At 71.0% G+C, this 13,400-nt stretch carries 13 protein-coding genes; 7 read left to right on the forward strand and 6 right to left on the reverse strand.

Annotated features, from left to right (window positions below):
- Nucleotides 1–672 (reverse strand): succinate dehydrogenase, encoded by a 672-nt coding sequence (locus ACFY1U_RS11320; protein ID WP_390694509.1) that lies wholly within the window; start codon nucleotides 670–672, stop codon nucleotides 1–3.
- A 120-nt stretch (nucleotides 673–792) separates the two neighbouring features.
- Here ACFY1U_RS11320 and ACFY1U_RS11325 point away from each other — a divergent pair, with 120 nt between their 5' ends.
- A complete protein-coding gene (locus ACFY1U_RS11325) occupies nucleotides 793–1,680 on the forward strand; it encodes a LysR family transcriptional regulator (RefSeq protein ID WP_390693861.1) in 888 nt (295 codons plus the stop codon).
- Between the two features lie 221 nt (nucleotides 1,681–1,901).
- Nucleotides 1,902–3,134: a PQQ-binding-like beta-propeller repeat protein gene (locus tag ACFY1U_RS11330; protein ID WP_390693862.1), complete on the forward strand. Its 1,233-nt coding sequence runs from the start codon at nucleotides 1,902–1,904 to the stop codon at nucleotides 3,132–3,134.
- A gap of 14 nt (nucleotides 3,135–3,148) precedes the next feature.
- Here ACFY1U_RS11330 and ACFY1U_RS11335 read toward each other — a convergent pair whose 3' ends face one another.
- The 3 genes from ACFY1U_RS11335 to ACFY1U_RS11345 form a co-directional block, all read right to left on the reverse strand.
- Nucleotides 3,149–5,284 (reverse strand): putative bifunctional diguanylate cyclase/phosphodiesterase, encoded by a 2,136-nt coding sequence (locus ACFY1U_RS11335; protein ID WP_390693863.1) that lies wholly within the window; start codon nucleotides 5,282–5,284, stop codon nucleotides 3,149–3,151.
- Complete coding sequence (locus tag ACFY1U_RS11340) at nucleotides 5,281–6,093, reverse strand: SAM-dependent methyltransferase (protein ID WP_390693864.1); 813 nt, start codon at nucleotides 6,091–6,093, stop codon at nucleotides 5,281–5,283. Before ACFY1U_RS11340 ends, ACFY1U_RS11335 begins: the two co-directional genes overlap by 4 nt.
- Nucleotides 6,094–6,332: 239 nt before the next feature.
- Nucleotides 6,333–7,295: an SCO0930 family lipoprotein gene (locus tag ACFY1U_RS11345; protein WP_390693865.1), complete on the reverse strand. Its 963-nt coding sequence runs from the start codon at nucleotides 7,293–7,295 to the stop codon at nucleotides 6,333–6,335.
- Between the two features lie 853 nt (nucleotides 7,296–8,148).
- Between ACFY1U_RS11345 and ACFY1U_RS11350 the strand changes: the two genes are divergently transcribed.
- The 3 genes from ACFY1U_RS11350 to ACFY1U_RS11360 all read left to right on the forward strand — a co-directional run bounded on the left by ACFY1U_RS11350 (nucleotide 8,149) and on the right by ACFY1U_RS11360 (nucleotide 9,819).
- Entirely contained in the window at nucleotides 8,149–8,277 is a 129-nt protein-coding gene (locus ACFY1U_RS11350) for a hypothetical protein (RefSeq protein WP_390693866.1), read from the forward strand.
- 16 nt (nucleotides 8,278–8,293) lie between these two features.
- A complete protein-coding gene (locus ACFY1U_RS11355; protein WP_390693867.1) occupies nucleotides 8,294–9,058 on the forward strand; it encodes a DUF4239 domain-containing protein in 765 nt (254 codons plus the stop codon).
- Between the two features lie 206 nt (nucleotides 9,059–9,264).
- On the forward strand, nucleotides 9,265–9,819 hold the full coding sequence (locus tag ACFY1U_RS11360) for a hypothetical protein (RefSeq protein WP_390693869.1): 555 nt from the start codon (nucleotides 9,265–9,267) through the stop codon (nucleotides 9,817–9,819).
- Nucleotides 9,820–9,952: 133 nt separating this feature from the next.
- Here ACFY1U_RS11360 and ACFY1U_RS11365 read toward each other — a convergent pair whose 3' ends face one another.
- Nucleotides 9,953–10,447: a hypothetical protein gene (locus ACFY1U_RS11365; protein WP_390693870.1), complete on the reverse strand. Its 495-nt coding sequence runs from the start codon at nucleotides 10,445–10,447 to the stop codon at nucleotides 9,953–9,955.
- A 331-nt stretch (nucleotides 10,448–10,778) separates the two neighbouring features.
- Here ACFY1U_RS11365 and ACFY1U_RS11370 point away from each other — a divergent pair, with 331 nt between their 5' ends.
- Nucleotides 10,779–11,450: a class F sortase gene (locus ACFY1U_RS11370; protein WP_390693871.1), complete on the forward strand. Its 672-nt coding sequence runs from the start codon at nucleotides 10,779–10,781 to the stop codon at nucleotides 11,448–11,450.
- Between the two features lie 30 nt (nucleotides 11,451–11,480).
- Here ACFY1U_RS11370 and ACFY1U_RS11375 read toward each other — a convergent pair whose 3' ends face one another.
- On the reverse strand, nucleotides 11,481–12,329 hold the full coding sequence (locus ACFY1U_RS11375; RefSeq protein WP_390693872.1) for a polysaccharide deacetylase family protein: 849 nt from the start codon (nucleotides 12,327–12,329) through the stop codon (nucleotides 11,481–11,483).
- A 290-nt stretch (nucleotides 12,330–12,619) separates the two neighbouring features.
- Between ACFY1U_RS11375 and ACFY1U_RS11380 the strand changes: the two genes are divergently transcribed.
- Nucleotides 12,620–13,399, forward strand: coding sequence for a hypothetical protein (locus ACFY1U_RS11380; protein WP_390693873.1), 780 nt, complete (start codon nucleotides 12,620–12,622; stop codon nucleotides 13,397–13,399).
- Nucleotide 13,400: the final 1 nt, after the last annotated feature.

The raw sequence follows: 13,400 nt of genomic DNA on the forward strand, positions 1-13,400 counted from the left end.
TCAGCTCACCACTCCGGTCATGACGCCCACGGGTACGGCGATGAATCCGGCCGTGAGCAGCAGTGCGAGGACGTTGGCCACGGTCTTGAGGGCGCGGTCGCGGCTGCGGCTGCCGACGCCCAGGGTCTGGGCGGCGCTCCAGAAGCCGTGCCGGATGTGCAGGCCCAGGGCGAGCATCGCGACGATGTAGATGACGTTGCCGTACCAGGTGGAGAAGGTGTCCACGACGTTCTGGTACGGGTGGCCCTCCTGGAAGCCGCCCGGGTGCACGGTGCCGGTGGTCAGGTCGAGGATGTGCCACACGATGAACAGGCCGAGGATGATCCCGCCCCACCGCATCGTGCGCGTCGCGTAGCTGGCCTTGGCCTTCTTGTGGACGTACTTGCTGGGCCGTGCCTTGATGTCGCGGCGGCTGAGCTGGTACGCGGAGACGGCGTGTGCGACGACCGCGACGATCAGCACGACGCGGATCAGCCACAGGGTCCACTCGTAGTGCATGAACGGCTCGCCCACGGTGCGCAGCCAGTGCGCGTAGTGGTTGAACTCGCCGGCTCCGAAGAAGATCTTCAGGTTGCCGATCACATGGGCGACCAGGTACAGCAGCATGATCATGCCGCTGACGGCCATCACCGTCTTCTTGCCGACGGAGCTGTCCCACACCGTGCGCGCCATCGACGGCCGTCGGTCCGTCCGCGTTGCCAGAGCCATGGCTCAAGACGCTAGAGCCGAAGGTCCCGATCGGTCCAAGACATGGTCCGGCTTGATTCCATAGGAAGCAGCTATCGTACGAGGATGCAGTTCCAGCAGCTCCAGTACTTCGTGGCGGTCGCGGAGACGCGGCACTTCACCCGGGCCGCGGACCTCGTCCATGTCGCGCAGCCGTCCCTGTCCCAGCAGATCAAGGCGCTGGAGCGGGAGCTCGGGGCCGATCTGTTCCTGCGGGCGCGCGGCAACATCACGCTCACCGACGCGGGCGAGGCGCTGCTGCCGCTGGCCCGCCGCATCCTGGCCGACGCGGACACGGCCCGGCACGAGGTGCAGGAACTGGTGCAGCTGCGCAGCGGCCGGGTCCGGCTGGGCGCGACCCCGAGCCTGTGCACGGGCCTGCTGCCCGACGTCCTGCGCACCTTCCACGACCGCTATCCCGGCATCCGGCTGCTGATCGAGGAAGGCGGCTCCCACGATCTCGTACGGGAACTCGCCCGCGGCGCCCTCGACCTCGCCCTGGTCGTGCTGCCGCTGCCGACGCCGTCCCCGGCGCTGACGACAGTGGAGCTGCTGCGCGAGGACCTGGTGGTGGTGTCGTCCCCCGAGTCGCCCGCGCCCGCCGGCCCGGGCCGGCGCACGGTCCGCATCGCCGACCTGGAGAGCGAACCCCTTGTCATGTTCCGGCACGGCTACGACCTGCGCGAACTGACCGTGGCCGCCTGCCGCGCCGAAGGCTTCGAGCCGGACTTCGCGGTGGAGGGCGGGGAGATGGACGCGGTGCTGGGTTTCGTCCGGGCGGGGCTCGGCGTGGCCGTCGTCCCCCGCATGGTCGCGACACGCTCCGGCCGGGGCCTACGGGTCACCCCCCTGGCCCGCCCCGGCCTCCACCGCACGATCGCCCTGGCCCACCGCAGCGATGTGGCTCCGCCGCGGGCGGCTCGGGAGTTGCAGCGGATGCTGCTGGAGCGGTGAGGGGGCGCATCGCGGAGGTGCTGACGCACTGAACGGGCCGCTGCCCGCCTCGCGCCCGAACCCGGCGCGTCCGCAACCGGGTTGCGCGGACCGCACGGCCGGCCGTCAGGACGAGCGCGACCCACCAGGGCACCGTGCGGGCGGCACGGGAGGTGCAGCGGATGCTGCTGAAGCAATGAGCGGTCGTACCATGGGGTTCTCTCACACGGGGGTGGGCGGGGATGAAGCGGCGGATCGTTGCGGTCGGCGCGGCACTGCTGGTGCTGGTGGGGTGCGCGGGGACCACCGCGTCAGGGGGACCGAGGAGCCCGGCGGTCTCGTCGCCGTCCGGCGGCTCGGGGCCGACGGTGGAGACGACCTCGAGGTCCGTCTCGGGCCCGTGGCGCGCATGGGCGGCGACCCTCTCCAGCCAGGAGGCCCACGGCAGTTGCGGCACGACGGCGCACCAGGTGGTGTGCGCTACCGACTCCGGCGGATTCGTGGGGCGTTCGCGGGCCGACGGCCGTATCACCTGGACCGTGCCCGCGGGCGGCCACGGCAAGAGCGCCGGACTGGTCGTCGACGCGGCCGACGAACGGGCCGTGACGGGGGTCGCGGGGGTGCTCCGCGCGGCGGACCTGCGGACGGGTGCGCAGGCGTGGACCCAGCAACTGCCCACCGGCCGGACCTACTTGGCTCTCGGGGCCGCGGAGGGAGTCGTCTACGCTCTCGAGGCATCGGATCCCCTCACCCACAGCCCCGTCCTCGACGCCGTTCGCGCGGCCGACGGCACGCCCCTCTGGCACCGGACCGTCGCCTGGAGCACGGGCGAACCCCTGGCCGCCTTCCGGGGCCGCGTCTACACGGCCGACGGCACCCGGGTCACCGCCCGCGACGCCCGCACCGGCGACACCGTGGCGGCCGGCCCCACGGGCGTCGAGTGCCCGCACCTGGTCACCGGCGGCCACTACCTGGTCTGCACCGGCAGCCCGTTCTACGCCGGGGACACCTTCCCGCCCATGCGGCGCCTGGACCCGGCGACGCTGAGGCCGTTGCCGACCCCGAGGAACACGGCCGACAACCCCGTACGGGGGGTGATCTCCGACGACGGGGTCCTGGTGCTGTACGAGGCCGGCGCCGAGGACACGAGCGCGGGCGACTGGAACGCGTACGACCTCGAGAACGGCCGCAAACTGTGGAGCACGTACGCCACCGAGGCGGACGCCACCGTGGCCGGCGGCCGGTTCGTGACTTTCACCCCCGTCAACGACCGCACCACGCGGGGCCGCGTGATCACGATCGATCTGCACGCCGGTCCGCACGGGACCGGAACCGCCGCACCCCGCATGTCCGCCGCGTACTTGCAGACCAGAGGCGGCGAACACCCCGTGGTCCTCGCGCCGGGCGGGGACACGGGCCACGTCGTCGTCATGGCCCGTACCCACGGTTCCCTGCGCTCGCTGCCGCTGCCCTAGGACCGGGGCGGGACTCAGCCCGTCGCGTCCACCAGCGCCAGCTCGTGCAGCCGGTCCGGTGGGCCCGGGCGGGCGTAGTACCAGCCCTGGGCGGTGTCGCAGCCCAGTATCCGGAGCTGCTCGGCCTGCGCGCCCGTTTCCACGCCCTCGACCGTGACCGCCAGGTCGAGGCTGTGGGCCAGGGAGACGATCCCCTCGACGATCTTGAGATCCACGGGGTCCGCCGGGAACTGCTGCATGCTCTGGGTGAAGGAGCGGTCCAGCTTGAGGATGCTGACCGGGAGGCGGCGCAGGTTCGCCAGGTTCGAGTAGCCGGTGCCGAAGTCGTCGAGGGCGATGTCGACGCCCATCTCGGCGAGCCGGCGCAGCGGCTTGAGCAGGTCGTCGTCGGCGCCGATCAACGCCGACTCGGTGACCTCCAGGCAGAGCGCGTCCGGGTCGACGCCCGTGCGTTCCAGGATGTCGACGGTGTCCTGGACCAGGCCGGGGTGGGTGAGCTGGCACGGCGAGAGGTTGACGTTGATGCGCAGGGGGCCCGCATCGTCGTAACGTTCTCGCCATTCGCGGGCCTGACGGACGGACTGTTCCAGGACCCAGCGGCCGAGCGGCACGATCAGGCCGGTGTGTTCGGCGAGCGGGATGAAGCGGTCCGGGCCGAGGATGCCGTGCTGCGGGTGCAGCCAGCGCACCAGGGCCTCGGCGCCGCGCACACTGCCGTCGCCGAGGTGGACCAGCGGCTGGTACTCGATGAAGAACTCGCCCCGGTCCAGGGCCGCCGGCAGCGCGGTGGTCAGGCCGTGCCGGGTGATGGCGCGGGCGTCGGCCTCCTCGTCGGCGAGCTCGAAGCGGTTGCCGCCCGCCGACTTGGCCCGGTACATGGTGATGTCGGCGCTGCGCAGCACCTCCGCCGGGCTGCGCTCGCCCGCCGGGCCCTCGACGATGCCGATGCTGCCGCGCACGGTCAGCTCCCGGCCGTCGATGCTGATCGGGGCGATGAGGGCGTTCATGATGCGGGCGGCGAGCTCGTCGACCTCGCGCTCGGTGTCGGTGCCGGTGGTCAGCGCCACGAACTCGTCGCCGCCGAGCCGGGCGACCATCTCGCCGGGCGCGGTCGCACACCCCTGCAGCCGGTCGGCGACCTCGACGAGCAGCCGGTCGCCGGCCGCGTGACCGAGGCTGTCGTTGATGGTCTTGAAGCCGTCCAGGTCGAGGTAGCACAGGCCGTAGCGCTGGCCCCGGCCGGCGCCCAGCGCCTTCTCCAGGCGTTCGAAGAAGAAGGTGCGGTTGGGCAGGCCGGTGAGCGCGTCGTGCGTGGCCTCGTAGCGCAGCCGCAGGTTGAGCAGCCGCCGCTCGGTGGTGTCCTCCATGAGGGCGAGCTGGTACTGCGGGTTGCCGTCCGCGTCGCGCAGCAGGGAGACCGTCAGGTTGGTCCACAGGACCGTTCCGTCAGGGCGATAGAACGCCTTTTCGACGTGGTAGTGCTCGCGCTCGCCGCGGACGAGCTCGTCGTAGAGCTTCCAGGTCTGCGGCGCGTCCTCGGGGTGGGTCCACTCCTGAACCCTGCGGCCGTAGGCCATCGCGTCCGTGATGCCGAACATGCGCAGCAGCGCGCCGTTGACCTGGAGGATGTGGCCCTCCAGGTCGGCGATGCCGATTCCTATGGCCGCGCCCTCGAAGACCGCGCGGAAGCGGGCCTCGGTGTCGTGCAGGGCCTGCGCGACGACGCCCTGCGCCTGGAGGGCGGCCGCGGAGATGGCCTCCTGCTCGGCCAGCGTCCGCTCGCGCAGCGCACCGGCGAACCCGGCGGCCATGGCGTGCTGCAACCGCGAGGAGCGCGCCCGCAGTTCCTCCTGGTCGCCGTCCTCACCGCAGTAGAGCACCAGATAGGCGTCCACGCAGTCCAGGGTGCGGGTCAGCGCGTCAGGGTCGGTGCAGTGCGCGGCGACCAGGGCGGCACCGACCTCGCGGCCCGTGTCCGCGTCGAGGGTGCGGGTGTGCAGCGCCTCGCTCAACCGACGGGCCAGCGGCAGGAGTTGCTCCTCGAACTCCGGCCTGGTCAGCGACGTCGAGGTCACCGGGAACACCGCCCGGCTCCAGATCGTCGCGAACCTGCGCAGTCTGTCCGGCTGCCCGTCCGGCTCCGCGGTCACGCCGTACGCCCCACGCCGGCGAACCCGGAGAAGGCATACGGATCCTCGTCCTCCGGCGCCTCCTGCGGCCGCCACAGCGGCGGCGCCACCAGTCCCGGTTCCACCATGTCGTACCCCTCGAAGAACCGCGCGATCTCGTCGCGCGAGCGCATGATCAGCGGGTTGCGGATGTCCTTGTACACGTCCACCGCGCCCTCGGCCCGCTCAGCCGGCAGCGGGATGCCCTCGTACGAGGCGTGCGTGAGGACGAGCAGGCTGCCCGGCGCGAGCGCGTCGCGCAACTGAGCCACCGCCTCATAAGGGTCGTCCGCGTCTTCCACGAAGTGCAGTATGGCAACGAGAAGCAGCGCCACTGGCCGGTTCTGGTCGATCAGGCGCTCCACTTCGGGGCTCGCGAGGATCTCCTGGGGCTTGCGGAGGTCGGCGGCGACGACTCCCGTGCCGTCGTTGCCCGCGAGGACCGCCTGGCTGTGCGCGACGGCCACCGGGTCGTGGTCGACGTAGACCACGCGCGCGCCGGGGTCGGCCGCCTGCGCCACCTCGTGGACGTTGCCGAAGGTGGGGATGCCGGAGCCGATGTCCAGGAACTGGTCGATGCCCTCGCCGACCGCGTAGCGCACCGCGCGCCGCATGAACGCCCGGTTCGCCTGCATGATCTTCGGGAGTCCCGGCATGAACTGCATCGCCTTGCGGGCCGCCTCCCGGTCGACCTCGAAGTTGTGCGAACCGCCCAGGTAGTAGTCGTAGATCCGCGAGACACTGGGCACCGAGATGTCGATGCTCCGGGGGGCCCAGGCGGGACGCTCCATCTATCTCTCCAAGGCGTAGGCGATCCGGTGTTCGAGCTGAGGCTACTGATCGCCTGCCAACGGGGCGAGCCCAAACGGAAATTGACCGTCCGTTCCCGGTCACTGCCTGCGGCACTTGCCGCATTCGCCCACAGAAAAGCGGCAAAACGCCAAAGGGTCCGCCCCCTCCGTGCGGTGCGGAGGGGGCGGACGGGGGCCGAGCGCGCTGTCCGGTGCAATCAACCCTGGGGAGGTGATGGCTACTTCTTCGGCGCGCCGACCGGCTTTCCGTCGGGCGCCATGGCGTACCAGGTGCCGCCCACGCCCTGACCGTTGATGTCCCCGGGCTTGGTGTCGCCGGAGAAGGTGTACGCCGGCCAGCAGTCGACGGTCATCTGCTTGACGCCGTCAGGCCGGGTGAAGCCCATCAGGCCCTTCTTCTCGATGCCCTTGGTGTCGTCCTTCGAGACGATCCCGACCGCCGGCCACTTCTCCAGGCAGGAACCGGTGCAGTTGGAGATCGGCTTCGGCCAGGCCACGTCCTTCAGGAAGCGGTAGACCGTCATGCCGTTCTTGTCGACGACGATGTCACCGAGCTTGGGATCCTTGCGCACGGACAGGCCGGGCAGGCTCGCCAGGGTGGCCTTCTTGCCGTCGGGGGCCAGCGCGAACCACTTGCCCCCCACACCCTGACCAGTGATGTCCCCGGCCTTGGTGTCCTTCGCATAGCGGTACGCCGGCCAGCCGCCGATGGTCAGCTGCTTGGTGCCGTCGGCCCGGGTGACCTCGCCGAGCAGCGCCTTGTCGATGCCGGCGCCGGCCGCGGCGTCGTTCGCGGCGACCGGCGGCCAGGCCTTGGCGCAGTCGCCGTCGCAGTTGGACTTGGGCGGCTCGGCGGTGTCCTCGTCGAAGCGGTACAGGGTCATGCCGTTGCCGTCCGTCAGCACCTTGCCGAGCTCGGCGTTCTGGGCGACGGCGAGCTTGCCCGCGGCCGAGGACTGGGCTCCGGAGTTCTGGCCGTCGGCGCCGTAGCCATTGCTGGGACTGGCGCTCGCACCGGTACCTGCCGCGCCGACGCTGCCGTAACCGCCCGCCGGGGCGGTGGCGCCCACGTTCTGGCTGCCCACCGACGACGTGCCGCTTTCCTGACCGCACGCCGTCGTCAGCGCCAGTACGGCCGCGGCGCTTGCCACGAGTGAGGCGCTCCGCCAGGAGGTCTTCATCGTCAACTCCCCAATATCGCAAAGGTGTTGCAGCGCCCTGCTGCGTCGCCGCACGAGCATGGGTACGAATGGGACCCGCGGTTGTGTTCAACCGCCTCACAAATTTCTTTTTTGGACCTGGGGCACCGGTGCGGTGGCTTCGCACGTGTGTGCGCCTCTTTGTGCGCCGGGGGCGCGGCGATCAAACCGTCGTGCGGGGCGCGTCCCCCGATCGAGCCAATTGAGGCGCGATACGGCACGCCCCGGCGCACCAGACCTCATGATCTTCGGCGTGTATGGACCCGAACCGACTCAAAATGCCTTCACTGCACGGGCGTTGGTGCGTGACGCTCCGGGGGACGGGGCTCGATCGGTCGTTGATCGTCTGCAGCACCATCGTGGCTGTTCGCGCCGTTCCCCGCGCCCCTACGGGGCGCGTCTGAGCTGTCTTGTTGCGTTGACCTGGATCCTGGTGGGGACGCCGGCGGGTGTGGCATCGGCCGATGCCTGTGCGTATGCCTCCGTCGGGCCGGACGGCATTCAGGCCGTGGCGGTTGCCGGAGACCTCGCCTGGCCGACTCCGCCCGTCTGCCCTGTACCCACGCCGACGCCGACGCCTCCGCCGCCGCCTCCGCCACCTCCGCCTCCGCCGCCTCCGCCACCCAAGCCCGCGCCGCCCGCACCGAAGCCGCCGCCTCCTCCACCCGCCCCTGCACCCAAGCCGACGCCGAAGCCGGCACCGCCGTTGCCTTCCCCGCCTGCTCCGAAGCCCGCAGCACCGCTGCCGCGTATCACTCCCCCGGCCGCGCCACCCCCGGCCCCCGGCCCCCCGGGGCGGTCGGCCAAGCCCGCCCCCCGTCCGGCCCTGGCACCGGTGACCTATCCGCACTACCGGGCGCCGGCACCCAAACGGTCGCCGCAGGGCGGTCCGTCACCCGTCACCTTCGTTCTGCTCATCACGGTCCCGGCCCTGATCGCCGTCGCCGCGCTGCGGCCGCGCTGATTCCTGGAGGAATCTCTTGTCGGAATGGCTTGTTCTCACCCTCGCGATGCTGGCCGCCTGTGCCGTGGTGATCATCGTCACCTTCGTACGGCACCGGGCCGCGCCCGCGGACGAGGACCCCAGCGAGACCCCGGACGTCATCGAGTACATGACGATGTGGATCGGCGTGGTGTACGCCATCGTCCTGGGCCTGGCCATCGCCGGGGTGTGGGAGGGGCGCAGCGCCGCCCAGGACCATGTGCAGTCGGAGGCGGTCGCGCTGCACGAGATCTCGGAGCGGGTGCGGGTCTACCCGACCGAGATCCGCGACCGTATTCGGGACGATGTCAACGCCTATGTCGGACACGTCGTGAACACCGAGTGGAAGGTGATGGACAAGGACGGGCATGTCACCCCGCGCGGCGACGAACTCTTCGCGCGCATCCGCCAGGACGTCACCGACTACCAGCCGAAGTCCGACTTCGAGGCCCAGGCCTACCAGCCGCTGCTCGACCAGGTCACCGCGGCGGACCAGGCGCGCAGCGCCCGGGCCGACTCCATGGGGGCGACCATGCCGGGCGTGGTGTGGTTCGGGCTGCTCGCCGGAGCCGTGATCACCATCGGCATGGTCTTCGCGCTGCAGATCCGGCGCACCACGCGCGAACTGATCCTGGCAGGACTGTTCTCCGCCCTGATCGCGTTCCTGCTCTTCCTCATCTGGGACTTCGACGCGCCCTACACCCGGGGGATCACGGCGTCGGCGGCACCCTTCCTCAACCTCTTCCCGCATCTCAGGGGCTGACGGGCAGGCCCCCCACACGACGGGCCGCCCAGGGGACAGCGCGCCACGCCGCTGCCGTCCCCTGGGTGGCCCATACGTTTGCCCCATTCGCCCTACAGCGATCGCGGGATCGGACACCCGTTCCTAGCGTTTCGGTTATCGAGGTGCATTCAAGCCCCACAGCGGAACGGGTCCGCAACTGCTCCTCGGGGACCGGAGGAACCACCATGCGCGCGATACGCATTGCTTCGGCCGCTCTGCTGGGCATCAGCGCCCTCGCCCTCTCCGCACCCGCCGCCCTCGCACGGGACGACGGGCACAACATCACGCCGTTCGGCTTCAGTGTGCTGCCGTCCACCGTCGCGGCAGGCAGCGAGGTCAAGCTGCATGTGAACCGGGACGGCGACTGCAGGGGCCCAGTGAGGGTCACCTCGGTGGTGTTCGACGCGGTCGTCATTCCGGTGGGACGGTCCTGGGCGACGGCGGTGGTGGACCGGGACGCCAAGCCGGGTGCGGTGTATCAGGTGAGGTTCTCCTGCGACGGCGCGAGCGGATCCACGGATCTGACCATCGTGGGCGGCCGCCCGCACCACCCGAGACCCGTGCCGGTCGACCCCGTCCCGGTCCCGGACCATCCCCACCGGGGTGTGCACGCCGGTGTGGGCGGCAGCATCGCCGGGTTCGACCTCAGGGAGATCGGCATGGGTCTCGCCCTCATCACGGGCTCGGTCGGCGCGGCGTACCACCTCTCGCGCCGCCGCAGCGGCGAGAAAGGTGCCTGACAAAGGGCCATCGCCCCGGCTCCTTTGGGGGAATCGGGGCGAAGGCCCTTCAACGTGCGGTCTTCTCGGCGGACTTGACGTGCGATCCGCGTCGCGAAGCCGATGTGCGGCCTGCTCTCCGAAGGGGGAAGCGTCAGATCCGCTTCTCGGACCTCCGGCGCAGCCAGAAGGCTCCGCCGGCGAGGACGGCCGCGGCCACGAGCCCGCCGCCGATGGCCACGTCGGTCGGCGTCGCCCCGGTGGAGCTGCCGCCGCCGAGGCCGCCCTGGACACCGCCGATGACGGTGAAAGCCGCGGGGTTGGTCAGGGACTTTCCGCCACAGGTGACGGTGATGGGGTGCGTACCGTTTCTCGCGTCCCGGTTCACCGTCGCGGTGCCCCTCGCCGTGTTGCTGCCTGCGACCGTCATCAGTTGCGTGCTCGGAAACGCGTCCGAGGTGGCAGTGGCTCCGCCCGGGCAGCCGTCGACCGTGATGGTCAACTGCCCGCCGCGGGCGATGACACTGGGCAGTGCGACGATGTTGCTCGGGTTGAAGTTCATGCCGTCCCGGGCGACGGCCGCCGGTGCGGCGAGGCCGAGAACGGCGACCGCGGCGGCCGAGACCGCCAGGGCACGATGACTACTCATGTGATCCTCCGCGGAAGGCGCCCCGGGTCCCGTCCCCGGCAATGTCGGCGAGAAAGCGCCTCCCAGAAAGACAGTCAGATGCGCTGCCCGCGCCCGCATTTCGGGGATGGTCCGTCCTGGTGAGAGGACACGCCGAGCAATAAGCAGATAATCACATATATCCGCAGGTCACGGACCGTCAGAAAATTCCTGTCCGCGGCAACTCGGATGGCGCACCACACTCGGGCGTGCCACCCGTTCGCATCCGCCCCGTCGCCGGTTTCGCACAGGCCATTTAGCTTTGCGTCATGCGCGATTGACGCGGCGACTGCCTCGTCGAGAGGGGAAACGAATGTCTGCGTCCGAACTGGCGGAACTGGCCGAAGAGGAGGAGCGACGGAAGAAGCGCGCCCCCTGGGGTGTCATAGCGCTTGTGCTGCTGACCGGCATCGCCCTCATTCGGAACGGTTCGGGGGAGTTCGACGTGGGTCCGCCGCAGCCCGCCACCGCGGCGGCGGCGGACACCCACGCCCCCGCCGCCGTCGCCGCCGGCGCCGTCCAGCCGCTGCCGGCCTCCCCGCCCGACCGGGTCAGGATCCCCACGATCCGGGTCGACGCACCGGTGCTGCCGGTCGGCCTGGCCACGGACGGCTGGGTCGGCGCCCCGCCCCCCGAGGATCCGAACCTGGCCGGCTGGTTCACCGGCGCCGTCACCCCCGGCGAGAAGGGCACCGCCGTGGTGGTCGGCCACGTCGACAACAAACAGGGCCCCGCGGTGTTCTACAACCTCGGGGCACTGAAGAAGGGAAATCGAGTCGAGATCGCCCGCAAGGACGGAAAGACGGCGGTGTTCGAGATCTACGGCATCGAGGTCTTCGAGAAGAACAACTTCCCGGGCGACCGCGTCTACGCCTCCAAGGGCGGCCCTGAATTGCGGGTCATCACCTGCGGCGGCGGTTTCTCCAAGAAGCACGGTTACGACGGGAACGTCGTCGTCTTCGCCCGCCTGGTCGAGGTCCGCTGAGCGTGCCCCGGCCGGGCGGGCGGAATCCCGCTATGCGTGCCGCCGTCTCGGCACAGTGATGTGGTAGCCGGATTCCAGCAGGTGCGGCAGATAGCGGCGCAGCGCCCGGACGCTCTGGGAGCGGTCGCCCCCGGCGTCGTGCGAGAGCACCACGACGCCGGGGGCTGCGCCGTCCTCGACCCGGTCGACGATGGTGCGGGTGCCGGGGGTGGACCAGTCGAGGGTGTCGACCGTCCAGGCCAGGGGCTCCATGCCCATTTCGGCGCCGAGTTGGAAGGTCGCGCGGTTCCAGGCGCCGTAGGGTGCGCGGAACCACAGGGGCCGCTCGCCGTAGGCGTCCTCGATGACGTCGCTGGTGCGTTTCATCTCGGAGCGGATCTCGGACCGCGTCAGCTGGGTCAGCAGCGGGTGGGTCCAGGTGTGGTTGCCGACGATGTGACCGTCGTCGGCCATCCGGGCCAGCAGGTCCTGGTTGTCGACGGCCATCTCGCCGCACACGAAGAACATGGCGCGGACGTCGTACTCGGCCAGGGTGTCCAGGATGTGCGGGGTGTAGCGGGGGTCGGGCCCGTCGTCGAAGGTCAGCACCATGGTGCGACCGCGTCCGTACACACGCACGAACGGCTGGTGCCGTACCCGGGTCCTGCGGGGTGCCCGGCGCACCTGCTGGTATCCGGTCAGCGGCTGCAGGCGGTAGTCGGACGGCTCTAGCGCATGGCTCTCCTGCGGGGCGGGATCGGGGCCGGGCGCGGGAGCGACGGGCCGAACCGTCTCGTCGTCCCCGCCCGACGCGAGCACCCCGGCGGCGCCGACCGCGCCCAGAGCGGCGGCACCCGCGATCAACGCCCGGCGCCTCGTGAGCAACTGATCCTTCTTCATGACTCATCAGTCGCCCGAACCGGCACCGACGGTCCCCCACGACACCGCAGCGGCGGCAGGAAAACACACGCCCGGCCCAAGCCGCCTGGCGTGTCTTGGACGGGCGGGGTAGGGCACGGCCGTGCGGCCGAATTCGCTTTCCTCCTTACGGGCATTGCGGCTACCGTCGGGTCCGTGCAGTGATCTCCCGCGCGGCGTCCCGGACGCCGCAGAAGCGAACCGGTCCGTCTTCGTGTCCGCGGCCGTCGGCCGTCGGCCGTCCACTGTTTCCGCTCGGAGAGATCACCGACATGCCTGCGCTTCCTCCTGCCCCCGGCGACACCCCCGCGGCCACCTTGGCGGCCTTCGTCGCCCGGGCCGCCGCCGACCCCGCAGTCGCCGGACTGGTCCTCAGCGGCTCCCAGGTGCACGACGGGATGCCGACCGTCCGCTCCGACCACGACCTGCACGTCGTGCTGCACGATGGCGACGCCTCGCCGCTCAGGGAACTCGACCGCTTCCGCTCGGCCCATCTGGACCTGGTGGTCCTCACGCTCGCCGAGTTCCGCCGGCGCGGACTGCCCGGCGACCCGGCGGCCTTCAGCCGGTACGCGTACGTGCACGCCCGGGTGCTCCTCGACCGGCTGGACGGCGAGATCGCCGCCGTCCTCGACCGCAAGCGGACCCTGGACCCGGACGAGGCGCGCACCGCCACGGCCGGCTACCTGGACGCCTACGTCAACCAGACCTACCGCTCCCTGAAGAGCTACCGCGACGGCCGCGGCGCTATGGGGCACCTGGACGCCGCCGAGAGCGTGCCGTACGCGCTGGAGGTGCTCTTCGCCCTGCACCGGCGGGTACGGCCGTACAACAAGTACCTGCAGTGGGAGCTCGAGCGGCAGCCCCTCGGCGACGACCGGTGGAGCGCCGGGCGGCTGCTGCCGGTGCTGCGCCGCATCCTGGCCGACGGCGATCCGCGCACCCAGCGGGCCTTGTTCGGCGACCTCGCACCGGCCGCGCGGGCCGCCGGGCACGGTGAGGTCCTCGACTCCTGGGGAGACGACCTGCGGCTGCTGCTGCCGCGGCCCTGAG

Origin of the sequence: Streptomyces sp. NPDC001351 (assembly GCF_042896045.1) — a bacterium.
Lineage (GTDB): Bacteria > Actinomycetota > Actinomycetes > Streptomycetales > Streptomycetaceae > Streptomyces.

Excerpts from the sequence above, each read along its gene's own strand:
- ACFY1U_RS11320 (WP_390694509.1), bottom strand. The coding sequence starts at position 672 with ATGGCGCGCACGGTGTGGGACAGCTCCGTCGGCAAGAAGACGGTGATG.
- ACFY1U_RS11325 (WP_390693861.1), top strand. The coding sequence starts at position 793 with ATGCAGTTCCAGCAGCTCCAGTACTTCGTGGCGGTCGCGGAGACGCGG.
- ACFY1U_RS11330 (WP_390693862.1), top strand. The coding sequence starts at position 1,902 with ATGAAGCGGCGGATCGTTGCGGTCGGCGCGGCACTGCTGGTGCTGGTG.
- ACFY1U_RS11340 (WP_390693864.1), bottom strand. The coding sequence starts at position 6,093 with ATGGAGCGTCCCGCCTGGGCCCCCCGGAGCATCGACATCTCGGTGCCC.
- ACFY1U_RS11345 (WP_390693865.1), bottom strand. The coding sequence starts at position 7,295 with ATGAAGACCTCCTGGCGGAGCGCCTCACTCGTGGCAAGCGCCGCGGCC.
- ACFY1U_RS11360 (WP_390693869.1), top strand. The coding sequence starts at position 9,265 with ATGCGCGCGATACGCATTGCTTCGGCCGCTCTGCTGGGCATCAGCGCC.
- ACFY1U_RS11365 (WP_390693870.1), bottom strand. The coding sequence starts at position 10,447 with ATGAGTAGTCATCGTGCCCTGGCGGTCTCGGCCGCCGCGGTCGCCGTT.
- ACFY1U_RS11370 (WP_390693871.1), top strand. The coding sequence starts at position 10,779 with ATGTCTGCGTCCGAACTGGCGGAACTGGCCGAAGAGGAGGAGCGACGG.
- ACFY1U_RS11375 (WP_390693872.1), bottom strand. The coding sequence starts at position 12,329 with ATGAAGAAGGATCAGTTGCTCACGAGGCGCCGGGCGTTGATCGCGGGT.
- ACFY1U_RS11380 (WP_390693873.1), top strand. The coding sequence starts at position 12,620 with ATGCCTGCGCTTCCTCCTGCCCCCGGCGACACCCCCGCGGCCACCTTG.